This window comes from Mycolicibacterium austroafricanum (assembly GCF_000612725.1).
Lineage (GTDB): Bacteria > Actinomycetota > Actinomycetes > Mycobacteriales > Mycobacteriaceae > Mycobacterium > Mycobacterium austroafricanum.
This window is the reverse complement of record NZ_HG964459.1, coordinates 19,852-43,837: the sequence shown is the minus strand read 5'-3', so window position 1 is coordinate 43,837 and position 23,986 is coordinate 19,852. Positions and strand designations below refer to the sequence as shown.

The 23,986-nt window shown below is 67.8% G+C and carries 18 protein-coding genes; 8 read left to right on the top strand and 10 right to left on the bottom strand.

Annotated elements, in window-relative coordinates; genetic code table 11:
- Positions 1 to 2: 2 nt before the first annotated feature.
- Complete coding sequence (locus tag BN976_RS27880; RefSeq protein WP_011779816.1) at positions 3 to 1,019, bottom strand: Rv2578c family radical SAM protein; 1,017 nt, start codon at positions 1,017 to 1,019, stop codon at positions 3 to 5.
- A 139-nt stretch (positions 1,020 to 1,158) separates the two neighbouring features.
- Between BN976_RS27880 and helR the strand changes: the two genes are divergently transcribed.
- The gene (helR, locus tag BN976_RS27875; protein ID WP_011779815.1) at positions 1,159 to 3,363 is read left to right on the top strand and encodes an RNA polymerase recycling motor ATPase HelR; all 2,205 of its coding nucleotides are present in this window, start codon (positions 1,159 to 1,161) and stop codon (positions 3,361 to 3,363) included.
- On the opposite strand, the gene BN976_RS27870 is transcribed toward helR, so the two are convergent.
- The gene (locus BN976_RS27870) at positions 3,354 to 3,779 is read right to left on the bottom strand and encodes an Rv2576c family protein (protein WP_011779814.1); all 426 of its coding nucleotides are present in this window, start codon (positions 3,777 to 3,779) and stop codon (positions 3,354 to 3,356) included. The genes helR and BN976_RS27870 overlap by 10 nt on opposite strands.
- Before the next feature lie 267 nt (positions 3,780 to 4,046).
- On the opposite strand from BN976_RS27870, the gene urtA reads away from it, so the two are divergent.
- The 5 genes from urtA to urtE are packed head-to-tail and all read left to right on the top strand — an operon-like array spanning position 4,047 to position 8,835.
- Positions 4,047 to 5,312, top strand: coding sequence for an urea ABC transporter substrate-binding protein (gene urtA, locus BN976_RS27865; RefSeq protein ID WP_036376074.1), 1,266 nt, complete (start codon positions 4,047 to 4,049; stop codon positions 5,310 to 5,312).
- Between the two features lie 7 nt (positions 5,313 to 5,319).
- Positions 5,320 to 6,204: an urea ABC transporter permease subunit UrtB gene (gene urtB, locus BN976_RS27860; RefSeq protein ID WP_036376071.1), complete on the top strand. Its 885-nt coding sequence runs from the start codon at positions 5,320 to 5,322 to the stop codon at positions 6,202 to 6,204.
- A complete protein-coding gene (gene urtC / locus BN976_RS27855) occupies positions 6,201 to 7,313 on the top strand; it encodes an urea ABC transporter permease subunit UrtC (RefSeq protein ID WP_036376068.1) in 1,113 nt (370 codons plus the stop codon). Before urtB ends, urtC begins: the two co-directional genes overlap by 4 nt.
- Positions 7,310 to 8,143, top strand: a complete 834-nt coding sequence (gene urtD / locus BN976_RS27850; protein WP_036376065.1) for an urea ABC transporter ATP-binding protein UrtD — start codon at positions 7,310 to 7,312, stop codon at positions 8,141 to 8,143. Before urtC ends, urtD begins: the two co-directional genes overlap by 4 nt.
- Positions 8,143 to 8,835, top strand: coding sequence for an urea ABC transporter ATP-binding subunit UrtE (gene urtE, locus BN976_RS27845; RefSeq protein WP_011779809.1), 693 nt, complete (start codon positions 8,143 to 8,145; stop codon positions 8,833 to 8,835). Before urtD ends, urtE begins: the two co-directional genes overlap by 1 nt.
- A gap of 110 nt (positions 8,836 to 8,945) precedes the next feature.
- Here the strand turns inward: urtE and BN976_RS27840 are convergent, their stop codons facing one another.
- The 3 genes from BN976_RS27840 to BN976_RS27830 form a co-directional block, all read right to left on the bottom strand.
- Positions 8,946 to 12,512: an Ig-like domain-containing protein gene (locus tag BN976_RS27840; RefSeq protein WP_036376063.1), complete on the bottom strand. Its 3,567-nt coding sequence runs from the start codon at positions 12,510 to 12,512 to the stop codon at positions 8,946 to 8,948.
- Between the two features lie 380 nt (positions 12,513 to 12,892).
- The gene (gene hisS / locus BN976_RS27835; RefSeq protein ID WP_036376060.1) at positions 12,893 to 14,161 is read right to left on the bottom strand and encodes a histidine--tRNA ligase; all 1,269 of its coding nucleotides are present in this window, start codon (positions 14,159 to 14,161) and stop codon (positions 12,893 to 12,895) included.
- The gene (locus BN976_RS27830; RefSeq protein WP_036376057.1) at positions 14,158 to 14,835 is read right to left on the bottom strand and encodes an MBL fold metallo-hydrolase; all 678 of its coding nucleotides are present in this window, start codon (positions 14,833 to 14,835) and stop codon (positions 14,158 to 14,160) included. Before BN976_RS27830 ends, hisS begins: the two co-directional genes overlap by 4 nt.
- 118 nt (positions 14,836 to 14,953) lie before the next feature.
- Here BN976_RS27830 and BN976_RS27825 point away from each other — a divergent pair, with 118 nt between their 5' ends.
- A complete protein-coding gene (locus BN976_RS27825) occupies positions 14,954 to 15,844 on the top strand; it encodes a peptidylprolyl isomerase (protein WP_036376055.1) in 891 nt (296 codons plus the stop codon).
- Positions 15,845 to 15,854: 10 nt separating this feature from the next.
- Complete coding sequence (locus BN976_RS27820) at positions 15,855 to 16,817, top strand: peptidylprolyl isomerase (protein ID WP_036376258.1); 963 nt, start codon at positions 15,855 to 15,857, stop codon at positions 16,815 to 16,817.
- Positions 16,818 to 16,844: 27 nt separating this feature from the next.
- Here the strand turns inward: BN976_RS27820 and BN976_RS27815 are convergent, their stop codons facing one another.
- The 5 genes from BN976_RS27815 to secD form a co-directional block, all read right to left on the bottom strand.
- Complete coding sequence (locus BN976_RS27815; protein ID WP_011779804.1) at positions 16,845 to 19,211, bottom strand: RelA/SpoT family protein; 2,367 nt, start codon at positions 19,209 to 19,211, stop codon at positions 16,845 to 16,847.
- A gap of 39 nt (positions 19,212 to 19,250) precedes the next feature.
- Entirely contained in the window at positions 19,251 to 19,790 is a 540-nt protein-coding gene (locus BN976_RS27810; protein ID WP_086008500.1) for an adenine phosphoribosyltransferase, read from the bottom strand.
- Positions 19,772 to 21,460 (bottom strand): ABC transporter substrate-binding protein, encoded by a 1,689-nt coding sequence (locus tag BN976_RS27805; protein ID WP_051558584.1) that lies wholly within the window; start codon positions 21,458 to 21,460, stop codon positions 19,772 to 19,774. The genes BN976_RS27810 and BN976_RS27805 overlap by 19 nt, the downstream gene beginning before the upstream one ends.
- A 6-nt stretch (positions 21,461 to 21,466) precedes the next feature.
- Entirely contained in the window at positions 21,467 to 22,738 is a 1,272-nt protein-coding gene (secF, locus tag BN976_RS27800; protein ID WP_036376048.1) for a protein translocase subunit SecF, read from the bottom strand.
- 3 nt (positions 22,739 to 22,741) lie between these two features.
- Positions 22,742 to 23,986 (bottom strand): protein translocase subunit SecD (gene secD / locus BN976_RS27795; RefSeq protein ID WP_036376045.1); only part of this gene is annotated, 1,245 nt, incomplete at its 5' end.

Sequence of the window (23,986 nt, the reverse complement as noted above, 5' to 3'; positions counted from 1 at the left end):
CGTCAGAACAGAGTGGCCTGCAATGAACCGGCCGTGACCGGGACCACGCTCGGCGCCGGTGCGGCCATCCGCGGTGCGGCCGCCAGCCGGTGCCTGGCCATCAGCGGCGCGACCGTGCGCGCCAACTCGGCCCGGTATTCGGGCGGCAGGTAGGCCCCCCGCCGGTAGAGCCGGCGGTACTCGCCGACCAGGTCGGGGTAGGTGCGGGCCAGCCAGTCCATGAACCAGCCACGCGTGCTACCCCGCAGGTGCAGCCCGAACACCGTCGCACTGGTCGCTCCTGCCGCCGCGATCCGCCCGAGGAGGTCGTCGAGATGGTCGCGGGAGTCGGTCAGCCCCGGGAGCACCGGCGCCACCATCACATGGCAGCTCAGACCCGCCGACCGGATCGCCGAGATCAGGCCCAGCCGCGCCTCGGGCGAGGGCGTGCCGGGTTCGACCAGGCTGTGCAACTCGGCGTCCCCCACGGCGAGTGACACCGCGACGCTGACGTCGACCCTGCGCGCCGCCTCGGTGAGCAGCGGCAGATCCCGGCGCAGCAGCGTGCCCTTGGTGAGAATCGAGAACGGCGTCCCGAAATCGGTGAGCGCGCCGATGATGCCGGGCATCAGGGCGTAGCGGCCCTCGGCACGCTGATACGGGTCCGTATTCGTGCCAAGCGCAACGGTCTCCCGTGTCCACGACGGCCGCCGCAACTCGCGGCGCAACACGTCGGCGACGTTGGTCTTGACCACCACCTGGGTGTCGAAGTCGCGCCCGCTGTCGAAATCCAGGTACTCGTGGGTGGGCCGGGCGAAACAGTAGCGGCAGGCGTGAGAGCAGCCGCGGTAGCCGTTGACCGTGTACCGAAAGGGCAGCATCGACGCGGCCGGAATCTTGTTCAACGCCGATTTGCACAGCACCTCGTGAAAGGTGATGCCGTCGAACTGTGGGGTACGGACGCTGCGGATCAGACCGATACGCTGGAGCCCGGGCAACGCGCCGTCGTCGACGTCGATGCCTTGGCCAGCCCAGCGCATACCCTATGCGAACATACGTTCGATACAGTGTCAAGCACCGGCGTTCGCCCGTTCCACCATACCGCTGGGATGGGGGCTTGCGGCAAGGCCGGGGTGATGGCGCAGAATCGCTCTCTCGGCGCAGAACCTTAAGGGGCACATGTCAACTCACCACTCCACCCACTATCAGGCAGAGCTGCAGTCCGAACGCGGGTACGTGGACGGGCTGTATGCCCGGCTGGATGCGGAGCGGACCCGGGTGAAGGACCGGTACGCCGCCGCGCTGCGCAGTCCCGTCGATGCGCAGAACGGCGCGACCCTGGTGGCCCGCGACGCCGAGGTGCGCGCGACGGCCGCACAGATGGACAGGCTCAACGTCGCCGACGCCGGTCTGTGCTTCGGCCGGCTGGACAGCCTCACCGGCGAACGTCTCTACATCGGGCGCATCGGCGTGCTCGACGACGACCACGAGCCGTTGCTGCTGGACTGGCGGGCCCCCGCCGCCCGCGCGTTCTATGTCGCCACCGGCGCCAACCCGGAGAACATGCGCCGGCGCCGACAGTTTCACAGCCTCGGGCGCCGCCTCCTGCGTTTCACCGACGAGGTGTTCGGCCGGCCCGTGGCAGACGACGCCGGAGAACAGCCGGGCAGCTCCAGCGATGTCGCCCTGCTGGCGGCCGTCAACGCGCCGCGCGGCGACGGCATGCGCGACATCGTCGCCACGATCCAGGCCGAGCAGGACGCCATCATCCGGCTGGACCATCCCGGGGTGCTGGTAATCGAGGGCGGCCCCGGCACCGGGAAGACGGTGGTGGCCCTGCACCGCGTCGCGTACCTGCTCTACACGCAGCGCAAGCGGATGGAGAGCCACGGCGTGCTGGTGGTCGGTCCGAACGCGGCGTTCCTGCGCCACATCGGTCGCGTGCTGCCGTCTCTGGGCGAGACCAATGTGGTGTTCATGACCACCGGTGACCTGGTGCCCGGTCTGCACGTCACCGCCGAGGACACCCCCGCGGCCGCCGCGATCAAGGGCTCGCTGGCGATGCTCGACGTACTCAAGGCCGCGGTCGCCGATCGCCAGCGCGCGCCGCAGGATCCACTGCCCATCGACCTCTCCGACGTCTCGGTGAGCATCGGCGCCGACATCGCCCAGTGGGCGATCCAGGAGGCGCGGGCCGGCGACCAGCCACACAACGACGCCCGCGCGGTGTTCGTCGACGTCATCACCTGGGCGCTCACCGAAAGGGCGATCGCCAAGATCGGCCGCGGATGGCTCACCCGCGACGATCGGGCCGCCTGGGAACACCTGCGCGCAGATCTGCTCGACGAACTCGAAGACCACACCGCATTCAAAGCGGCGATCGACCAGCTGTGGCCCAAGCTGACACCGGAAGTACTTCTCGCAGAGCTCTATTCGTCACCGGAGCGGCTGCGGGCAGCCGGCGCCGACCCGGCGCTGTATCGCACCGACGGTGCCGCGTGGACCATTTCCGATGTTCCGCTGCTCGACGAACTCGTCGATCTGCTCGGTCGCGACAAGTCCGCCGAGGAAGCCGCGGAGCGGGAACGCCGGGAGGAGGCAGCCTACGCCGCAGGCGTACTCGACCTGATGGTCGACCGCGAGGACCTGATGGAGGACGAGGATCTGCTGCTGGCCCGTGACGTCATCGGCGCCGAGGACCTGGCCGAACGCTTCCTCGAGCGCGACACCCGGGAAGTGGCCGAACGTGCTGCCGCAGACCGGGAATGGACGTACGGGCACGTCGTCGTCGACGAGGCCCAGGAGCTCTCCGAGATGGACTGGCGGGTGCTGATGAGGCGCTGCCCGAGCCGGTCGTTCACGATGGTCGGAGATCTCGCGCAACGCCGGTCACCGGCCGGGGCCGCCTCGTGGGCCGCGGTGCTCGAGCCGTACGTGCCCGATCGCTGGATGTACCGGACACTGACGGTGAACTACCGCACCCCGGCCGAGATCATGGCTGTCGCCGCCGACGTACTCGCCGAGTTCGCTCCCGGGGCGCGGCCGCCGGAGTCGGTGCGGTCGACGGGCGTGGTGCCGTGGGCACGCAAGGTCAGCGACGACGAATTGCCGTCAGCCATCGAGAATTTCATCCGCGAGGAAGCCGACCGGGAGGGCACCCATGTCGTCATCGGACCGGCCGACGTACCGGGTGCGGTGATACCGACCGAGACCAAAGGCCTGGAGTTCGACGCCGTGTTGGTGGTGCATCCGGAGCGGATTCTCGCCGAAGGGTCACGCGGGGCGGCAGACCTCTACGTCGCCCTGACCCGCGCGACACAACGCCTCGGCGTGCTGCATCGGGACCCGCTGCCGCAGGCCCTGACCGGCCTGAATCACCACTGACCGAGCTGGCACCGCACGTTGTAGGGATCGTTGTGCTCGGTGAGCACCTGCCCGTCGACGGCGATGTCACAGTGCGCGTTCGGGGCCGCCTGCCCGCCGCGGGTGGTGCTGCTCACCTGGAGGATCGCCCAATTCGGGTCCGCCATCGTGGTTTCGAAAACCCACGGCACACCCGGCGCCAGGTTGACCTTCTCCCGCTTGGCGAACGCGTAGGCGTCGGCGTTGAAGGCCTCCATACTCGGCGGCTGGCTGGTCAGGTAGAAGAGGTCGAACTCGTAGGCACCGGCCGAGGTGAGGGTGTACCGGACCTGATGGCCGTCCTGAGCGCCCGCCATCGCCGGACTGATCATTCCCATGGCGGCCACCAGCGCTGCTGCCCCGACTGCCGCTCCTAGCTTGGCTGTAGCTGTTCGCATGTCCGTCACATCGCCGGACGGTACCGGATCGTTACGTCCGCCCCGGTCCTGCCACCGCCCCGTCGGTTAATGGCAAACCAACGGTGGGTTGCGTCAACAGGTTAACTTGGCTGTCACACACAGACATTTGGCAGAAACACAGGCGCTCTAACGTCCGGATTCGACACCGGGGCGGTGTCGAAACCTCGCGTTCTGAAGCGTTGTGAAGTACTCCGACTCGGCGCCTCATCAGCGGATGAGTGCTGCCGACTGCCAGAAAGGCCATTCATGGACCAACCTCGACGCCACCGTGTGAAACGAACCGCGCTGACCGCAGGAAGCGTCGTGGCTGCCGCGAGCCTGCTGCTGGCCGGCTGTGGCAGCAAGGCGAGCGAGACAGATTCAGCAAATGCCGAATCCTGCGTGGACACCTCCGGTTCCACCATCAAGGTCGGCGCACTGAACTCACTGTCGGGCACCATGGCGATTTCCGAGGTGACTGTCCGCAACGCGATCGATCTGGCCGTCGAGCAGATCAACGCCTCCGGCGGAGTGATGGGCAAGCAGATCCAGCTCGTCGGTGAGGATGGCGCGTCAGAGCCCACGGTGTTCGCCGAGAAGGCCGAGAAGCTGATCAGCAGCGACTGCGTGGCCGCGGTGTTCGGCGGGTGGACCTCGTCGAGCCGCAAGGCCATGCTTCCGGTGTTCGAGAGCGCGAACTCGCTGCTGTACTACCCCGTGCAGTACGAGGGCCTGGAGTCCTCCCCCAACATCTTCTACACCGGCGCGACCACCAACCAGCAGATCGTGCCTGCGCTGGACTACCTCAAGGAGAAGGGCATCAAGTCGCTCTACCTGGTCGGTAGCGACTACGTCTTCCCGCAGACCGCCAACCGCATCATCAAGGCGTACGCGGCGGCCAACGGCATCGAGATCAAGGGTGAGGACTACACCCCGCTGGGTTCGACGGACTTCTCCACGATCGTCAACAAGGTGCGCACCGCCGACGCCGACGCGGTGTTCAACACCCTCAACGGCGACTCCAACGTGGCGTTCTTCCGCGAGTACCGCAACGTCGGCCTGACCCCGCAGGACATGCCGGTGGTGTCGGTGTCCATCGCCGAGGAAGAGGTCGGCGGCATCGGTGTGCAGAACATCACCGGTCAGCTGACGGCGTGGAACTACTACCAGACCATCGACACGCCGGTGAACAACGAGTTCGTCAAGGCCTACAAGGACAAGTACGGCGCCGACAAGCCGACCTCCGACCCGATGGAAGCCGCCTACGTGTCGGTCTACCTGTGGAAGAACACCGTCGAGAAGGCACAGTCGTTCGACGTGAAGGAGATCCAGGACAACGCCGGGGGCGTCACCTTCGACGCGCCGGAGGGTCTGGTCACCATCGACGGCGAGAACCACCACATCACCAAGACCGCCCGCATCGGCGAGATCCGGCCCGACGGCCTGATCTACACGGTGTGGGAGTCGCCCGGCCCGATCGAGCCGGACCCGTACCTGAAGTCCTACGAGTGGGCCGCCGGACTGTCCGGCTGACCACCCTATGGATGTCGTAATCGGACAGCTGGCAACAGGATTGAGCCTCGGCTCGATCCTGTTGCTGGCCGCTCTCGGGCTGGCACTGACCTTCGGCCAGATGGGCGTCATCAACATGGCGCACGGCGAGTTCATCATGGCCGGCTGCTACACCGCCTACGTGGTGCAGCAGCTCGTCTCCAGCGCCGGTGTCTCGCTGATCATCTCGCTCGTCGTCGGGTTCTTCATCGGCGGTGCCATGGGCGCGCTGCTGGAGGTGACGCTGATCCAGCGGATGTACGACCGGCCGCTGGACACGCTTCTGGTGACCTTCGGCGTCGGGCTGATCCTGCAGCAGGTGGCCCGTGACATCTTCGGCGCTCCCGCGGTCAACGTCGTGGCACCGGAATGGTTGTCCGGCGGCGTGGAGATCCTCGGTGCCGTCGTGCCGAAGACCCGCATCTTCATCCTGGTGCTCGCCGTCGTGTGCGTCGCGGTGCTCGCGGTCGTGCTCAAGGTCAGTCCGATGGGCCGGCGCATCCGCGCGGTGGTGCAGAACCGCGATCTCGCCGAGACCAGTGGTATCTCGTCCCGCAGGACCGACATCACCACGTTCTTCATCGGTTCCGGTCTGGCCTCCGTCGCCGGGGTCGCGTTGACGTTGATCGGCTCCACCAGCCCGACCATCGGGCAGAGCTACCTGATCGACGCGTTCCTGGTGGTCGTCGTCGGCGGCCTCGGGCAGATCAAGGGCACCGTGATCGCGGCGTTCACCCTCGGTTTCCTGAACTCGTTCATCGAGTACAACACCACCGCGTCGCTGGCGAAGGTGATCGTGTTCGTGATCATCGTGATCTTCCTGCAGGTGCGTCCGCAGGGCTTGTTCACAGTTCGGACAAGGAGTCTCGTATGAGGACCCTCCTCGGCCGCTGGCAGACCTGGGCCGGGTTCGGTGCGGCCGCGCTGGTGTTGTTCGTGGTGGCGCCGGCGGTGCTGTCCGATTTCCGGCTCAGCCTGCTGGGCAAGTTCCTGTGCTTTGCGATCGTCGCCGTCGGTATCGGCCTGGCCTGGGGCCGGGGCGGCATGCTGGTGCTGGGCCAGGGCGTGTTCTTCGGGCTCGGCGGCTACATGATGGCGATGCACCTCAAGATCACCGACGCGCAGCTGCGCGGCGACGAGGTGCCCGACTTCATGCAGATCCAGGGCATACGCGAATTGCCGGGATACTGGGCGCCTTTCGCCTCACCGCTGGTGACGCTGATCGCCATCGTCGTGGTTCCCACCGGCATCGCCGCCGCGCTCGGGCTCGGCGTGTTCAAGCGCAAGGTCAAAGGCGCCTACTTCGCGATCCTGTCGCAGGCGCTGGCCGCGGCGCTGGCCATCCTGCTGGTCGGCCAGACCAGCCTCGGCGGGTCCAACGGGCTCAACAGGTTCCGCACGTTCTTCGGGTTCGCGCTCAACGACCCGGTGAACCGGCGGATGCTCTACTTCATCGCCGCGGTGGTGCTGCTGGTCGTCGTCGCCGTGGTGCGCCAGCTCATGCAGAGCCGGTACGGCGAGCTGCTGGTCGCCGTCCGCGACGGTGAGGAGCGGGTGCGTTTCCTGGGCTACGACCCGGCCAACATCAAGGTGGTGGCCTACGCGGTGGCGGCGTTGTTCGCCAGCATCGCCGGCGCGCTGTTCGCCCCGATCGTCGGGTTCATCGCGCCGTCTCAGGTCGGCATCCTGCCCTCCATCGCGTTCCTCATCGGCGTCGCGATCGGCGGACGCACCACGCTGCTGGGGCCCGTACTGGGCGCCATCGGGGTGGCCTGGGCGCAAACCCTGTTCTCCGAACGCTTCCCGTCGGAGTGGACCTACGCCCAGGGCCTGTTGTTCATCGTCGTCGTCGGGTTCTTCCCGGCCGGCCTGGCCGGTCTCGGGGTGCTGCTCAAACGGCGCCGCAAGGCCGGGACCGAACCGCCGCCGGAGAAGGCCCCCGACACCGATCCCGACACGGAGAAGGTGGGGGCCGGCTCATGACCGAGGTCGAAGCGAGCACCGCGGGCAAGGAACCCGTCGAAGGCGGCAACGCCGGAATGGGCACCCAGTATCTCGAAGTGCGGGGCCTGACGGTCGATTTCGACGGCTTCAAGGCCGTCAGCGACGTCGACCTCACGCTGTTCCAGGGCGACCTGCGATTCCTGATCGGGCCGAACGGCGCGGGCAAGACGACCGTCATCGACGCGATCACCGGTCTCGTCCCCGCCACCGGATCGGTGAACAAGTCCGGTGTCGAGCTGCTCGGCAAGAAGGTGCACCAGATCGCCCGCCGCGGGGTGGGCCGAACGTTCCAGACCGCCAGCGTGTTCGAGCAGCTCACCGTGCTGCAGAACCTCGACATCGCCGCCGGCGCCGGCCGGTCGGTGTGGACGCTGCTGCGGCGGCGCAACGGCGTGCTCCCGGCGATCGAACAGGCGCTGCACACGATCGGGTTGACGCATCTGGCCGACAAGCCCGCCGGGGTACTCGCCCACGGACAGAAGCAGTGGCTGGAGATCGGCATGCTGCTGGTGCAGAACGCCGACGTGCTGCTGCTCGACGAACCGGTGGCGGGCATGAGCGCCGAGGAACGTGAGGAGACCGGAAACCTGTTGCGGCGCATCGGTGCCGAACGCACCGTCGTCGTCGTCGAGCACGACATGGACTTCATGCGGGCGTTCGCGACGTCGGTGACCGTGCTCGCCCGCGGGCAGGTGATCGCGGAGGGCTCGGTCACCGAGGTGCAGGCCAACCCGAAGGTGCAGGAGGTCTATCTGGGCACCGCCGCCGCCGGCGCCGACGGCATCGAACTCGTCGAGGAGAACTCCTGATGCTGCAATTGGTCGACGTCCGCACCGGCTACGGCCGCAGCGAGGTCATTCACGGCGTCAGCATCGAGGTCCCCACCGACGGTGTCGCGGCGGTGATGGGCCACAACGGTGCCGGCAAGACCACGCTGCTGCGGGCCGCGGTCGGACTGCTCAAATGCACGTCGGGCAAGGTGCTGTTCGACGGCGACGACATCACCAAGCTGCGGCCCAGCGCGCGGGTGGCCCGCGGTCTGGCGTATGTGCCACAGGGCCAGCAGTCGTTCGGCCAGCTGACGACCGCCGAGAACCTGCAGGTCGTGGCCGACGGCCGCAAGAACGGCAAGGCGCTGATCGACGAGCAACTCGACCTGTTCCCGGCGCTCAAGGAGCTGCTGGGCAGACGAGCAGGGCTGCTCTCGGGTGGTCAGCGGCAGCAGCTGGCCATCGCCCGCGCGCTGATCACCACCCCGAAATGCCTGATCCTCGACGAGCCGACCGAGGGCATCCAGCCGTCGGTGGTGCACGAGATCGAAGAGGCCATCACCGCGCTGACCGCTCGCGGCGACCTCGGCGTGCTGCTCGTCGAGCAGCACATCGGCTTCGCGCTGGAAGCGTCGCAGTGCTACTACATCCTGGAGGCCGGCCGGGTGACCTCCAGCGGCACAGGCGGCTCGGCGTCGGAGGCCGACGTCCGCGCCGCGATGGCGATTTAGCCCTACCCCGCGAGCGTGCGTGTCTGCGGGCAACACGCCATCACTTTCTCGGCGAATGCGCACGCTCGCAGCGGGATTCGACACGTCTCGGCGAGCAGCCGTTGCGCAAGCTAGTTCCCGAAAGTCCTGGTTGTGTTGTTCCACTGGACCCACGCACGCGCGAAGTAGCTGGTGTCCACCACGCCGTTCGTGACCCGGTAGTGGCCGTCGTAGACGGTGTAGATCTGGATACCAGTTTGCTGGGTACCGAGACCGTTGCTGTTGCCCGTCCAGCTGAATGTGTGCTGATTACCCGCGTTGATGGTGACCGATCCCCGTGCAAGCGTGTACCAAGGGTCGCCGTTGCCGTTGTTCGAGGTGTTCAAGCTACCGCTCAGGTCGTCGCCGTCCGGGTCCGTCGTCGTCGCCGTCACAGTACAGGTGCCGAAGCCACACGCCGGGCTGTTGGTGCCGATCGTGGGATTGGCGTTGATCGCGTAGATCGGCACCTTCACCGTGACCTGCGCCGTGCCGCCGAATCCGTCTGAGACGGTCGCGGTGAAGGCATCCTCCCACGCCGCGAGCGCGACACCGTTGTAGGTGCTCCCCGCGGCCCCGATCCTGGCCACCGCGTGACGCTGCGCCACAGTGAGGTTGCTCGTGTACGTGAACGTGCCGTCGGCGGCGAAGGTGATGGTGGCACCCCGCGACGAGGTGGCGGTCGTCCACACCGGAGCGTCGCCGTCCGGATCGGAGTAGGTCAGCTTTCCGGTGCTGGTCTGCGTAGTTCCCGACAGCGTGCCGACCGTCGGCTGCGTGGTCAAGACCACCGTCGGACCGGCGTTCGACACCGTCGGCGCGACGGCCATCCGCAGGGTGACCTGGCGGCCGTCGGCATCGGTGGCAATCACCGTGACGAAGTCGTCGGGCGTCGTGCCGTGACCCAGCCCCGAGTCGCGCACATACGTAAAGGCGCCGGTGGTCGGGTCGAAGGACGTGACGCTGCCCTTCGTCGGGGAGCTACCCAGCGTGTAGCTGACGAACGCCCCAGGTTTGTTGGTCGAGTTCGGCACCGTCCCGGTGACGACGTTCTGCGTCGAGGTGTTGACGTTCGCCGGGGTGATGCTGGTGGTGTTGGTCACGGTGACCGTGACGATCGTATTGCCGTGGTGGCCGTCGTTGATCCGTACCTGGAAGCTCTGCGTGGCGCCGGCCGTCCCATTCGACACGTAGGTGAAATCACCGTTCTCGCTGAGGGTGACGATGCCTCCGTTACCGGAGCCGTTCTTGGTGTAGGCGGAGTTGCCGCTCATACCGTTGACCGAAGACTCGACCAGGTAATACTTCAACGTGTCACCGTCGGCGTCGTTGCCGGTGATCCTGCCCTTCAGCACGCCCAACGCGTCGGTGTTCTGGCCCGTGATACCGCTGTAGGTCGGGGCGGCGTTCGTCCCGTCGATGATCTCGATTCCCACCCGGATGTTGATGGGGACGCCGTCGGCGGAGTACGCCTCCACGGTGACCCAGTCGAACCTCTCTTCCGGGTCCTCCGCGGTGGAGCGGTGGAAAAACGCCGCGTTCTGGAACTTGGGGTCCCATATTGCCGGCGGGGTGTAGGTGAAACCGCCTCCGACGGTGTTGATGGTCACCAACGCATTGCCCTCGGTGGTATACGTCTTGCCGAGCGTGCCGTCGGCACGGAATTCGATCGTGCCGCCGTCTGGATCGACCGCATGGAACGTTCCGGCCGCGTACATACCCAAACCGTTGGTGTAGTGCCAGCTGTCGTACGTCGTCCAGGTGGTGAAAGTCGTCAGCGCAGCCATCTCCTGGAACCGCTTGTATATCCCGACCAGCGCCACGTAGACCGTCAGCGTGTACGGATTCACCTGGGCCTCAGTCCACGTGGGAAGCGTGACGTCCCAGGCCCGTTCCGGGTCGCCGAACGCGCCGGGGTCGCTTCCGAGCTGAGCGAGTGCAACCTTGGTCATCAGCGCGTTTTGATCATTGAGGTCCGACGCGGTGACGGTGGCCCCGGTGGTCGCCTTGATGACGTCGATCTCGATCTGGACCGGATCGTAGATGCCGTTGAGCATGTCTTTCAGAACCGTCGCCGTCCCCACCACGGCGGCACCCATGATCTTGTACGGCGAAATGATGTCGAAAGTGCCCGCACCGTCGGCGATGGTGAACGGCGGAATCACCCGGTTCAGGAAGTCGCCCATCGCATTGAGCTTGTCGGTGAAGGTGGCGCCCGAAACCGACGGGATGAAGAAGAGACTGACGATGCTGACCATATCCGGAAGCCACCGCGCCTGACTGCCCACCGGCGCGTTCGCATAGAGGCCGTCGAGTTGGTTGTTGGCGAGGTCGAGCGTCTGGTCGGTTTGGTAATTGGTCACGTCGACGAAGTTGCGCGGCGTGCCGGGCCAGCCAACGAGTCGGCTCACCGCCCGCTGCAACACGCTCAAGAAGTGCTGCTGCGACCCCACCGGGGCCGCCGCCGCCGCAGCCAGGGCCGGTTCCACCGCGGCCAGGGCCGGTTCCGCCGCGGCGAGGGTCGACATGCGCGCGGTCGCACTGGGAAACGCATCATCGGCGTACAGCGTCCCGGCGACGGGAGCGCCGACGACCGGGACCATGCCGATGAGATCGCGTCCGAGATCCCGGAGTTCGTCGGCAACCTCGGCGCCGTCCCCCTGCAGCACTGCAACACCCAACGCAACGAGGTTGCCCAGGAAACTGACGCCGTATACCGCCGTTCCCACGACCGGGATCCACCCGATCGACGTGCCGAGCTGGGCGAGCGAGTTTTCACTGACCAGTTCGACCAGCGCGGCGACCGCCTTGCGCTGGGTGGCTCGTGCTTGTTGATCCTGACGGCCGGCGAGCCACAACCCTTGGATCAACTCGTCGATCGAGGTCAGCGGTGAGGAACCGTCACCGCCGGTCTGGGTTATGCCGATCGCCTTCAGCAACTCTTTGACCATGGCGATGACGGCCGTCTGTGCCGGGTCGACTTCGACCGCGGACTCTGCTGTGGCATTCCCGTCATCCGAAGCGTCCGCGCCGGTGCTGCTTGGCGATTCGGTGGTGACCGGATCGGCGCTGTCCTCGGCCGTATCCGCCGACCCCGACTCCGGGAGGGCGGACGATTCGGTCGCTTCGGGCTCGGGCGCACTCGACTCGGTCGACGGCGCGGGCGTAGCCGGATCTTGAGACGGCTCCGCGGGTTCCTGATCGTCGGCGGGCGTGTCCGGCGACGTGTCCTCGTCGGGCTCTTCGGTTGGTTCAGGCTCCGACTCGTCGTCGACGGGTTCGGCACCGTCGTTCGCCGGGTCGTCGTTCGTCGGGTCATCACCATCAGGGTCGACGGCATCGTCGACGTCCTCGGTGTCGTCCTGGGTGTCATCCGCGGGCGCCTCGTCGGGGTCGCTGCCCTCGTCCTCGACGGAAGTCACCGTGCCCGCGCCGGGTTCAACGGTGTTGCCGCCATCGCCGGTATCGCCGGTCCCCGCACTGCTGTCCTGGGAGTTCGACGCGTCGCCCGGCGCCGCCGAGGCCACACCCTGACCGCTGATGAGCGCCGCGGCCAACCCGAAGCCGACGGCACCAACGCCGAGCCAAGGGGTACGCGTCGAGGGCTTACGGTGGCGGCCCGACGTCCGTCGCGGCTTCCGTGGGCTGGCGGCGGCCAACGCAGCTCCTTTGCTCAATCACAGCCGGCCGAGTCGACTCCGTGCTCGTCCCAGACACCGCAGCAAAGCGGGCTGGACACCAAAGCCCGAAGTCGAACAGCCGAATCTCCAAAGCGTCATGCCATCGGACGCGACTCGCGCCGCCCCCCAGGGGCAGCGCGTGCATCGCTAGCTAAATTAACACATACGGCAATTTATTCGCCAACAGATTCGCGCTCAACTTGCTAGGCGTGCGCTCAGCAGTCCTTCCGACCTCGCAGGCAGACCTCGGACAGTCGGTGCGTCATCCGAAAAGGTGACACTGCGTACCAGATGACTTTCCACGTGCCAGCTACACTCTCGCCTCGTTTCTGACGAGCTCGCGGCGCCGGCGGCGCTGATCAGCTCAGGCGGGAAAGGACCTCTGCGACAACGCTTTCCACCGCGACGTCGACCTGCTCGCCGGTGGCCATGCTCTTCATCCCGACGGTGCCGGCCTCCAGGTCACGGTCACCGGCGACCAGCGCGATCGACGCGCCGGAACGGTCGGCGCCCTTCATCGCGCCCTTGAGGCTGCGGTCGCCGTAGGCCACGTCGACACGGACACCGGCGGCCCGCAGTTGCGCCGCAAGCACGGCGAGCCGCACCTTCGCGTCGCCGCCGAGCGGCACCGCGTACACGTCGACTCGGGCGGTCTCCCCGGCGGACTTGCCCTCGGCGCGCAACGCCAGCAGCGTGCGGTCCACACCGAGCCCGAACCCGATGCCGGACAGGTCCCGCCCGCCGAGCTGATGCATCAGCCCGTCGTAGCGGCCGCCGCCGCCGATGCCGGACTGGGCGCCCAGACCGTCGTGCACGAACTCGAACGTCGTCTTGGTGTAGTAGTCCAGGCCGCGCACCATCCGCGGATTGATCACATACGGCACCGACAGCGCATCCAGGTGCGCCAGCACCGTGTCGAAATGCTGCTTGGCCGCATCCGAGAGGTGGTCGAGCATCACCGGCGCGTCGGCGGTCATCTCCTTCATGTGCGGACGCTTGTCGTCGAGCACCCGCAGCGGGTTGATCTCGGCGCGGCGCCGGGTCTCTTCGTCGAGGTCGAGTTTGAACAGGAACTCCTGCAGAAGCTCCCGGTACTGCGGCCGGCAGCTGTCGTCGCCCAACGACGTGATCTCCAACCGGAAACCGTCCAGCCCGAGCGAGCGGAACCCGGCGTCGGCCACCGCGATCACCTCGGCGTCGAGCGCGGGGTCGTCGACGCCGATCGCCTCCACCCCGACCTGCTGCAGCTGCCGATACCGGCCGGCCTGCGGTCGCTCGTAGCGGAAGAACGGCCCAGAATAGCACAACTTGACCGGCAGCTGCCCGCGGTCGAGGCCGTGCTCGATGACCGCGCGCATCACGCCCGCGGTGCCCTCCGGCCGTAGCGTCACCGACCGGTCGCCGCGGTCGGCGAAGGTGTACATCTCCTTGGAGACCACGTCGGTGGACTCCCCCACCCCGCGCGCGAACAGCGCGGTGTCCTCGAAGATCGGCAACTCGATGTCGCCGTAGCCGGCGCGGCGGGCCGCAGCGAGCAGACCGTTGCGCACGGCGACGAACTCTGCCGATGCGGGCGGCAGGTAGTCGGGGACGCCTTTGGGCGCCTTGAACGAGGAGAGCTCAGTCACGGGGTCAGACCTTCGAGGAATGGGTTGGTGTGGCGTTCGATGCCGATGGTGCTCCGTTCGCCGTGCCCCGGTAATACCAGGGTGTCGTCGTCGAGCACCAACAGTTTTGTCACGAGGGATTCCATCAGGTCGCGGCCGCTGCCGCCGGGCAGGTCGGTGCGGCCCACCGACGAACGGAACAGCGTGTCACCGGTGAAGGCCACCTGCTCGGTTCCCTGCTCGACACGGAAGACGACCGAGCCTTGCGTGTGCCCCGGGGTGTGGTCGACGGCGACGGCGATCCCGCCCAGCTCGATCTTGTCGCCGTCACGGTCGAGCTCGAGCACCTGCCTGGGCTCGCGGAACATGGCGCCGACGGCGGAGCGCGCCAGGCCGCCGAGAAATCCCCGCCCGAAACCCTTGATCGGATCGGTGAGCATATGTCGGTCGGCGGGATGGATGAACGTCGGGCAGCCGTAGGTGTCGGCGACCTTCTGCGCCGACCACATGTGGTCGAGGTGCCCGTGCGTGAGCAGCACCGCGGCCGGGGTGAGCCGGTTGTCGTCCAGGATCTGCCGCAGCGGCCCCATGGCCCGCTGACCGGGGTCGACGACGATGGCGTCGGCGCCCTGCCGCGGGGCCAGCACGTAGCAGTTGCACGCCAACATGCCGGCCGGGAATCCGGTGATCAACACGCCTTCCAGCTTCCCATGCCCAGGTCGCGGCCCTGTTCAGGAGGGTCGCGCCATGGCCGCCCAGCGTCAGCTGGCACACTCGGTGCCGACCGGATCTACTGCGAGGAGGACACCGGCCGTGCCGACGAACGAACAACGGCGTGCGACAGCCAAACGCAAGCTTGAGCGTCAACTCGAGAATCGGGCCGAGCGTGAACGCAAGCGCCGCCTCTACACGATCGTCGGGTCGGCGGTGGCCGCGGTGGTCGTCATCGCCGCCGTGGTCGCCACAATCGTGATCACCAACCGCGACTCGGGCACGCAGACCGCGTCCACCGCGACCTCGACGACGCAGACGTCGTCGCCGTTCGACGTGCCACCGCCCACGGAGGCGGGTGCGTTGCCGGAGTTCGTCGCGGCGGAGGGGCTCGGCAGCGACTGCCAGTACCCGAAGTCCGCCGAGGCGGCCAGCAAGTCGAACAACCCGCCGCGCAGCGGCAAGGTGCCGACCGACCCGGCGCTGGTCAGCGCCAGCATGGCGACCGACCAGGGCAACATCGGTCTGCAGCTGGACAACGGCAAGTCGCCGTGCACCGTCAACAGCTTCGCCAGCCTGGCGCAGCAGGGGTTCTTCAACGACACGCCGTGCCATCGGCTCACCACCAGCGACTCGCTCGGGGTGCTGCAGTGCGGCGACCCGACCGGCGAGGGCACCGGAGGCCCTGGCTACGAGTTCGCCAACGAGTACCCGACCGACCAGTACCAGCCCGACGACCCGGCACTCGGAGCGCCCGTCGTCTATCCGCGCGGCACGTTGGCGATGGCCAACGCGGGACCTGGCACCAACGGCAGCCAGTTCTTCCTGGTCTACAAGGACTCGCAGTTGCCGCCGCAGTACACGGTGTTCGGGACGATCGACGAGACCGGGTTGCAGACGCTGGACAAGATCGCGGCCGCGGGGGTTGCCGGCGGCGGTCCCGACGGCGCGCCGCAACTGGCCACCACGGTGAAGTCGATTCAGCTGGACTGACGGCGCGGTGGTGCACGGCCCGTACAGCCAGTACCCGGGTTACCCGCCACCGCGGGCCACCAACTCGCTGGCGATCGCGTCATTGGTGTGCGCGTTCGTCTTCGCGCCACTGGGCATCGTGTTCGGCCACATGTCGCTCTCGCAGATCAAGAAGACCGGCGAGGAGGGACGCGGGCTGGCGATCGCCGGGCTCGTGATCAGTTACCTGGTGACGGTGGCGACCGTCGTGATCGTGGTGGTCAGCGTGGTGATGGTGGTGCTGCTGGCGCGCCAGCTCGAAGAGTTCGACGAGGCCGACGATTTCCGGGGCCACGCCCTCGATGCGCCGACGGGTCCGCCGCTGCCGCCGTTCGATCCGCCTGCGACGCTGGGCGCCAACTGCCAGTATCCGGCCACCACCGAGCCGCCGAGCAGGCCGGTGGCACCACCGCGCCAGGGCCAGGTGTCGAAGACGCCTGAATTCGTGCCGGTGAGTGTCGTCACCAATCGCGGGGACATCACGCTGATGCTCGACAACGCAAAAGCGCCGTGCACGGTGCACAACTTCACCAGCCTGGCTGGGCAGCGCTACTTCGACGGCACCCGCTGCCACCGGCTCACCACCGCCCCCGCCATGCGGGTGCTGCAATGCGGGGATCCGACCGCAACCGGTGCCGGCGGGCCGGGATACCGGTTCCCCAACGAGTATCCGACCAACCAGTACCGGCTTTCCGATCCGGCGCAGAACGCCGAGGTGGTGTACCCGCGTGGCACCCTGGCCATGGCGAACGTCGGTCCTGGCACCAACGGCAGCCAGTTCTTCCTGGTCTACGGCGACTCGATGCTGCCGCCCAGATACACGGTTTTCGGCACCATAGACCCGAAAGGCCTTGCGGTGCTTGACCGCGTCGCGGTAGGCGGGGTGATGGGCGGGGCAACCGACGGCCCACCCTCGGACGCGGTGACGATCGAGTCGGTCAAGACCTCCGGCTAGCTGGGGCGCCCCTGCTCGCGTTGGAGCTCAGGCCGCGGACGTGACGCGGTAGACGTCGTAGACGCCTTCCACGTTGCGCACCACGTTGAGGACGTGGCCGAGGTGCTTGGGGTCGCCCATCTCAAAGGTGAACCGGCTGATCGCGACCCGGTCGTTGGACGTGGTCACCGACGCCGACAGGATGTTGACCTTCTCGTCGGCGAGCACGCGGGTCACATCCGACAGCAGCCGGTGCCGGTCGAGCGCCTCGACCTGGATGGCGACCAGGAACACCGACGACGGTGACGGTGCCCACTGCACTTCGATGATGCGTTCCGACTGATCTTGCAGCGACGCGGCGTTGGTGCAGTCGGTGCGGTGCACGCTGACCCCGCCGCCGCGCGTGACGAAGCCCATGATGTTGTCGCCCGGCACCGGCGTGCAGCACTTGGCGAGCTTGCACAACACCCCCGGCGCGCCCGGCACGGCGACCCCGACGTCGTCGCTGGTGCGCTGCCGCACCGGCATGGTCGCCGGTGTGGAGCGCTCGGCGATCTCGTCGGCCGCTTCGTCGTCACCGCCGAGCTGGGCCACCAACCGCTGCACGACGTGCCGTGCGGACACGTGCCCCTCGCCGACCGCGGTGTAGAGAGCGGACACGTCGGCGTACCGCAGTTCGCGGGCCAGCGCGGCCATCGTCTCTGCATTCATCAAGCGCTGCAACGGAAGTCCACCACGGCGCACCTCGCGGGCGATCGCCTCCTTGCCGGAGTCCAGCGCCTCCTCGCGCCGCTCCTTGGCGAACCACTGCCGGATCTTGGCCTTGGCACGCGGGGACACGACGAAGGTCTGCCAGTCCCGCGACGGACCCGCGTTGGGTGCCTTGGATGTGAAAACCTCGACCACTTCCCCGTTTTCGAGCTTGCGCTCCAGGGCAACAAGGCGGCCGTTGACGCGGGCCCCGATACAGCGGTGCCCCACCTCGGTGTGCACCGCGTAGGCGAAGTCCACCGGCGTGGAGCCGGTGGGAAGCGTGATCACATCCCCCTTCGGGGTGAACACGAAGATCTCCTGCACCGCAAGGTCGTAGCGCAGCGACTCCAGGAACTCGCCCGGGTCGGCGGCCTCCCGCTGCCAGTCGAGCAGCTGCCGCATCCATGCCATGTCGTCGATCTCGGTGGCAGCGTGGCTGGGCGGTACCCCGTTGCGGCCCTTGGCTTCCTTGTAGCGCCAGTGCGCGGCAATGCCGTACTCGGCGGTCTTGTGCATGTCGATCGTGCGGATCTGCACTTCCAGCGGCTTACCCTCGGGACCGACGACCGTGGTGTGCAGGGACTGGTAGACGCCGAACCGCGGCTGGGCGATGTAGTCCTTGAACCGTCCGGCGATGGGTTGCCACAGCGAGTGCACCACGCCGACCGCGGCGTAGCAGTCGCGGACCTCGTCGCACAGGATGCGCACCCCGACCAGGTCGTGGATGTCGTCGAAGTCGCGGCCCTTGACGATCATCTTCTGATAGATCGACCAGTAGTGCTTGGGCCTGCCCTCGACGGTGGCGTTGATCTTCGACGCGTTGAGGGTGGCGGTGATCTCGGCGCGCACCTTGGCCAGGTAGGTGTCCCGCGAGGGCGCCCGGTCGGCGACCAGCCGTACGATCTCCTCGTACTTCTTCGGGTGCAGGATCGCGAAGGACAGGTCCTCCAGCTCCCACTTGACCGTCGCCATTCCGAGCCGATGCGCAAGCGGCGCAATGACTTCCAGCGTCTCGCGGGCCTTGCGCGCCTGCTTCTCCGGCGGCAGGAAGCGCATGGTGCGCATGTTGTGAAGCCGGTCGGCGACCTTGATCACCAGCACCCGCGGGTCCCGCGCCATCGCGATGATCATCTTGCGGATGGTCTCGCCCTCGGCCGCGGTGCCCAACGCCACCTTGTCGAGCTTGGTGACGCCGTCGACCAGGTGACCGACCTCGGTGCCGAACTCCTGGGTCAGCGCCTCAAGGGTGTAGCCGGTGTCCTCGACGGTGTCGTGCAGCAGCGCGGCGATCAGCGTGGTGGTGTCCATGCCGAGCTCGGCCAGGATGTTCGCCACCGCCAGCGGGTGGGTGATGTAGGGGTCCCCGGACTTGCGCAGCTGGTCGGCGTGGCGCTGCTCGGCGACCTCGTACGCCTTCTGCAACAGCGTCAGGTCGGCCTTGGGGTAGATCTCGCGGTGCACCGCGACCAGCGGCTCGAGCACCGGGTTGATGGTGCTGCGCTGCGAGGTCATCCGGCGGGCCAGCCGGGCCCGCACCCGGCGCGACGCGCTGGTCGGCGGCTTGGGGAGCTCCATCGGCTGGGTTTCCGGGGTGGCGACCGGCGGCGGCGGTGACTGCACGGCCTGGCCTGCGACGGGTTCCGTCCTCACCTTGTCGGCCATGCGCACCTCCTCCGTCTGTGCTCTTCGCAGGATATCCGCTCAGGCGGTGTAGAGGCTGGTGACCTCGAGCGGTTCGAGCGCGGCGCGCCCGCCGAGTGCGGCGAGCTCCATCATCACCACCGCGCCCGTGACGTTGGCGCCGGCGCGGGTGAGCAACTGGTGGGTGGCCGCCAGCGTCCCGCCGGTGGCCAGCACGTCGTCGATGACCACCACCGAGCGCCCGGCCAGTTCGATGCCCTCGGCGGGCACTTCGAGCGTCGCCGTGCCGTATTCGAGCGTGTAGGTCGCGCCGATGACCGGAGGCGGCAACTTGCCGCCCTTACGCACCGCGAGCACACCGATGCCCAGCGTGACCGCGACGGCGCCCCCGAGCAGGAAGCCGCGGGCGTCCACCCCAGCCACCAAGTCCGCGCCGCGCGCGGCGTCGGCGATCGCCTTGCTGACCTCCGCCAGCCCCCGCGCGTCGGCGAGCACCGGGGTCAGGTCCTTGAAGTGGACGCCCGGTTCGGGGAAGTCGGGGACCTCCCGCATCAGCGACCTGATGACGTCGGCGATGTCCGTCACTGGCTCAGCTTCCAACGGTCCATGTTCCACCCCGCGCCCCATCGCGTCGGATTACCGCTCACCGCATACATCTTCGTCGAGGTGAGCAGGGTTCGCTGCTGACGGTACAGCGGCAACGTCGGCATATCGCCCCACAGGATCGGACCCGCCTCACCGAGGAGCCGGGCGAGTTCCTTCGGGTCCGAGGTGACAGCCATCGTCGCGATGATCGCGTCGATGCGTTCGTTGCGGTAGCGCGGCAAGTTGTTGCCGTTGCCGCTGTGCAGCGTGTAGGCGTCCATCGCCGAGGAACCCGACGACCCGCTGCCCGCCGCTCCCCCGGTGCCCGCGATCAGCACGTCGATCTCGTTGTCCCGCAACGACAGCGGACCGATGCCCTCCGCGGCGGCGTCTTCGACGGTGATGCCCGCGGGGGCACATGCCTTCGCGATCGTCCCCACGGTCGCGGCGAGCCGGGCGTTGGGTGTCTGGTAGCCGATCCGCACGGTCAGCGGCGCTCCGTTGAGCGCGGCGCGGGCCGCATCGGGGTTGGCCACCGCGAACTCGTTGACCTGCGGCGTGGACTCCGCGGCGCCGTAGGCGTCCTCGGTGGCGGCGTTGAGCCGCGCATTGGCCACCGGCAGCTCCGCGCTGCGGGCGATCACGTCACGCGGAGTGCACAGTGCGAGCGCCCTGCGCGCCGGAACCGCCGCCAGCGGACCCTGTGGGGCGAAGATGAGCTGTTCGATGCCGGCCGACGGAGAGTCGGTGCGCACATAGTCGTCGGGCAGGTTGAGCGTGCCCGACGATCCGGTCGCGATGTCGACGACGTCGTAGGCGCCCTCGTTGACGCGGTCCTGCATGTCGGCGCTGCTCGGCCACACGGTGATCCTGCCGGTGACCGGTGCGGTCCCCCACCATTTGTCGTTGGCCACCAGCACCACGGCCCCGTCCTCGGTGACGGAGTCCAGCTTGTAGGGACCCGAGGACGGGAACTTCTTCAGATCGAGGTCGGGGGCGAGATTCCAGGTGGTGTTCCAGACCTGCGCGATGCGCTCGACAACGGGACTGTCGTTGGTCTGCAGCGCTGTCGTCACGCCGCCCTCACCGAGGCCGAGCACGTCGGCGACGACGTGCGACGGCATCATCGACGTGGCCGCGAACAGCTGGCCGTAGTCGGTGAACCCGCGGTCCGGCGCGAACGACACCCGCGCCTTCTTCTGCCCCGGGGCGCAGTCGATGGTCGCGATGTCGGCGTAACCCGCGCGGCTGGCCGCGTCGAACCACGGGTACCGGCCCGACTGCGAGGCCCACGCCAGCACCATGTCGTCGCAGGTGATCGGCTTGCCGTCAGAGTACACGGCCTCGGCCTTGATCTCGTAGTCGAGGATCAGCGGGCTCCGGCCGACCACCGAGATGGTGCCGAAGTCGTGATCGCCGACGATCTGACCGTCCGGCCCGTGATAGTTGAATCCGGTCAGCACGCGGGCGAACGCCTGCGGGCCCGCCGAGGCTGCGCCGACGACCGTGTTGGTGTTGTAGGTGACCAGCGTTCCGTCGACGGCGTAGTCGACCGCGTCGGCGGTGTCGTCCGCGCACGAGGACAGCCCGAGCCCGCCGATGAGGGCGAGCACCGCTGTCAGCGCGGTCGCACGACGGCGCACACGTGGTTCCCCATGGGCTCGCAGGCGCCAACGGCCGGCCATCGGCTCCTACCGATTCCGCGGGGTGCGCTTACCCGACGGTCGCCCGGTCCTGCTGCTGGTGGGCCGTACCGGACGCGCGCCGGGCACAGGTTTGTCCGGGAGGGGCGCCGGAGGCGTGGCCGCGACCGCGGCAGGCTCGGCGTCACCGTCAACGGCGGTGTCGTCGTCGCTGATCTCGACCCCGCCGGCCCGGGCCGCCGCGGTCTTGCGGCGGTTGAGCACCCGGCGGGTGTGCTTGCTCACCAGTTCTGTGCGTTCCCGCAGGCTCACCAGCAGCGGCGTGGCGAAGAAGATCGACGAGTAGGTGCCGACGATCACGCCGACCAGCTGGACGAGCGCCAGGTCCATCAGCGTGCCGACGCCGAGCAGCCAGACCGCGATCACCATCAGCGCGATGATCGGCAGCACCGAGATCAAGCTGGTGTTGATCGACCGCATGAACGTCTGGTTGACGGCCAGGTTGGCCTGTTCGGCGAACGTCCGGCGGGTGGTGTGCTCGAAGCCGTCGGTGTTCTCCTCCACCTTGTCGAACACGATGACCGTGTCGTAGAGCGAGAAGCCCAGGATCGTCAGCAGGCCGATCACCGTCGCCGGAGTGACCTCGAACCCGACGAGCGCGTACACACCGGCGGTGACCAGGAGGTCGAACACCAGTGTCGCGAGCGCCGCGATCGCCATGTACCGCTCGTAGCGCACCGTGATGTAGATGGCCGCCAGCACCAGGAACACCGCCAACGCGATGAGCGCCTTCTGGGTGATCTGACCGCCCCAGGTCTCCGACACCGCCGAATCGCTGACGGCCTGCTCGCTCGGCTGGCCGTCCGCGCCCTTCGGCTGGAATGCGTCGAACAGCGCCTTGCGCAGCTCCACGATCTGGTCGTTGTCCAGTGTCTCCGACCGGATCTGGAACGTCGCCGAATCGCCGCTGCCGACGACCACGACCGCTTCCGGCGGCGTCCCGATGGTGTCGGTGAACACCGTCTCGACCTGCGAGGTGGTGGCCTGGGCGTCACTGCGCGGCAGCGACACCTTGGTGCCGCCCTCGAAGTCGATGCCGAAGGTGAAGCCGCGCAACAACATCGCGCCCAGTGACACCAGGATGATCACCGCGCTGACGGTGTACCAGAGCTTGCGCTTGCCCATGACTTCGAAGGCGCCGGTGCCGGTGTAGAGCCGGACGAAGAAGCCGTGCTTGGGCGCTCCCGCCGCGGCGGACTCCAGATCAGCGGCCTCGACCGCAGCGGTCTCGTCGGCGTCTGTGCGGTTACGTGTCGCCATGGTCTAACCCCGTCCCGCCGCGCTCGCGGCCGCTCGACGTTCGCGTGCGATCTGCTGGACGGCCCCGAGCCCGTTGAGCGACGGCTTGGCCCACAGGGTCGACTTGGACGCCATGTACACCAGCGGCCAGGTCACCAGGAACACGACGACGATGTCGAGGATGGTGGTCAGCCCCAGGGTGAACGCGAAGCCCTTCACCTGGCCGACGGCGAGGAAGTACAGCACCGCAGCGGCCAGCAAGGTGACCGCGTTGCCGGACACGATCGTCTTTCGGGCCCTGGCCCAGCCTCGGGGCACCGCCGACCGGAACGACCGTCCCTCCCGGATCTCGTCCTTGATGCGCTCGAAGAACACCACGAACGAGTCCGCGGTCATGCCGATACCGATGATCAGACCGGCGATACCGGCCAGGTCCAGCGTGTAGCTGATGTATCTGCCGAGCAGCACCAGGATCGCGAACACCATGGCGCCCGAGGCGGTCAGGGACAGCGCGATCAGCACTCCGAGCACCCGGTAGTAGAGCAGTGAGTACAGCAGCACGGCCACCAGGCCGACCACGCCGGCGATCAGGCCGGCCCGCAGCGACGACAGACCCAACGTCGCGGAGACGGTCTCGGCCTCGGAGGATTCGAAGGACAGCGGCAGCGAGCCGTATTTCAGGACGTTGGCCAACTCGCGCGCGGTCGTCTGGGTGAACTGCCCGGTGATCTGGGTCCGTCCGCCGGGGATGGCCTCCTGGATGACGGGAGCGCTGACCACCTGGGAGTCCAGGACGAACGCGGTCTGGGTGCCCACGTTGGCGGCGGTGAAGTCCGCCCACACCTTGGCGGCGTCGCTCTTGAACTCCACGTCGACGACGTACTCACCGGCCTGCTGATTCAAGCCCGACGAGGCGTTGGCGATCTGCTCGCCGCTGATGATCGACTTGTCCAGCAGGTAGACCTCGTTGCCGTCCTGCGAGCAGGTCACCAGCGGCAGATTCGGGTCGTCGTTTCCGGCGAGCACATCCTCCTGACCACAGCGGGTGGCCTGGAACTGCAGCGCGAGGATCTGGATCGCCTGCTCGGTACTCTGCCGCAACCGCTTCTCGTCCTGGATGCGGGTCGCCAGCGGGACATCCTGGTCTGCGGGCGGTGCTGTGCCCGGCGGCGGGGTCGGGCCGGGCGCCGGTGACGGACCGGGCGGTGGCGTGGGAGCCGGCTGCTGGGGGAACGGCCGCGGCTGGGGAGCAGGTGTGTCGGAGGCCGG

Excerpts from the sequence above, each read along its gene's own strand:
- urtB (WP_036376071.1), top strand. The coding sequence starts at position 5,320 with ATGGATGTCGTAATCGGACAGCTGGCAACAGGATTGAGCCTCGGCTCG.
- urtD (WP_036376065.1), top strand. The coding sequence starts at position 7,310 with ATGACCGAGGTCGAAGCGAGCACCGCGGGCAAGGAACCCGTCGAAGGC.
- urtA (WP_036376074.1), top strand. The coding sequence starts at position 4,047 with ATGGACCAACCTCGACGCCACCGTGTGAAACGAACCGCGCTGACCGCA.
- BN976_RS27815 (WP_011779804.1), bottom strand. The coding sequence starts at position 19,211 with ATGGCCGACAAGGTGAGGACGGAACCCGTCGCAGGCCAGGCCGTGCAG.
- BN976_RS27870 (WP_011779814.1), bottom strand. The coding sequence starts at position 3,779 with ATGCGAACAGCTACAGCCAAGCTAGGAGCGGCAGTCGGGGCAGCAGCG.
- urtC (WP_036376068.1), top strand. The coding sequence starts at position 6,201 with ATGAGGACCCTCCTCGGCCGCTGGCAGACCTGGGCCGGGTTCGGTGCG.
- BN976_RS27805 (WP_051558584.1), bottom strand. The coding sequence starts at position 21,460 with ATGGCCGGCCGTTGGCGCCTGCGAGCCCATGGGGAACCACGTGTGCGC.
- urtE (WP_011779809.1), top strand. The coding sequence starts at position 8,143 with ATGCTGCAATTGGTCGACGTCCGCACCGGCTACGGCCGCAGCGAGGTC.
- secF (WP_036376048.1), bottom strand. The coding sequence starts at position 22,738 with ATGGCGACACGTAACCGCACAGACGCCGACGAGACCGCTGCGGTCGAG.
- BN976_RS27880 (WP_011779816.1), bottom strand. The coding sequence starts at position 1,019 with ATGCGCTGGGCTGGCCAAGGCATCGACGTCGACGACGGCGCGTTGCCC.
- helR (WP_011779815.1), top strand. The coding sequence starts at position 1,159 with ATGTCAACTCACCACTCCACCCACTATCAGGCAGAGCTGCAGTCCGAA.